The sequence below is a fragment of the Mesorhizobium sp. GbtcB19 genome, assembly GCF_019091085.1.
Classification (GTDB): Bacteria; Pseudomonadota; Alphaproteobacteria; order Rhizobiales; family Rhizobiaceae; genus Mesorhizobium.
Genome location: NZ_JAGXJY010000097.1, coordinates 1 through 641, shown reverse-complemented (window position 1 = coordinate 641; position 641 = coordinate 1). Strand labels below are relative to the sequence as shown.

Genomic DNA, 641 nt, shown 5'->3' with positions numbered 1-641 from the left:
ATAGAGCGCCTGTTCAAATTCTTACAGTAGCACATGCATTGGGGTTAGGTATGCATCGGAAAGTCAACGATAAAGAATTATCCTTTGTAAATATGATTAAGGATAAATCAGTTTGGACTGACGTTGGTTATTATGTCGTAAATGGTAAATTAGAATATGGAGAATATGTTGAACTTGAACGTAACGAAGAAAAAGTTCAAGATAATCAAATTGTAAATACTGAAGTATGTAAAACTGCAACAGAACAATATCAAAAGTTATCTGAAAAAATAATACATCTAATTAAACACGAAGATGTATTACCAGAAGATATATTGATAATTGATTTAGAAACTAGACAAGTTAATGACAATCATGCAACTTTTAGGACTGTTTTTAATAATTTAGCTCGGAGTGAGAATTTTGTTAAGGATGATAAGATTGCAGCGTCGATAAATTTGATAAATAAAGATAACCCTAATGTCATTAAAATTAAAGATGCGATACCTTACACTACAATTTTTAGGGCTAAAGGTAATGAAGCAAATATTGTATTTATTGTTAATACTGACTCTTTGCAAATGATTCAAAGTGTTACTAGGAATAAAATTTTCACAGCTATGGCGAGAGCTAGGTATGCAGTATGGCTGATGGGGACAGAA

1 protein-coding gene is annotated in these 641 nt (G+C 31.0%); it reads left to right on the top strand.

Features of this window, described 5'->3' with window-relative positions; translation table 11 throughout:
* On the top strand, positions 1 to 641 hold a 641-nt coding region (locus tag KVT37_RS31760; protein ID WP_217578958.1), incomplete at both ends, for an ATP-binding domain-containing protein.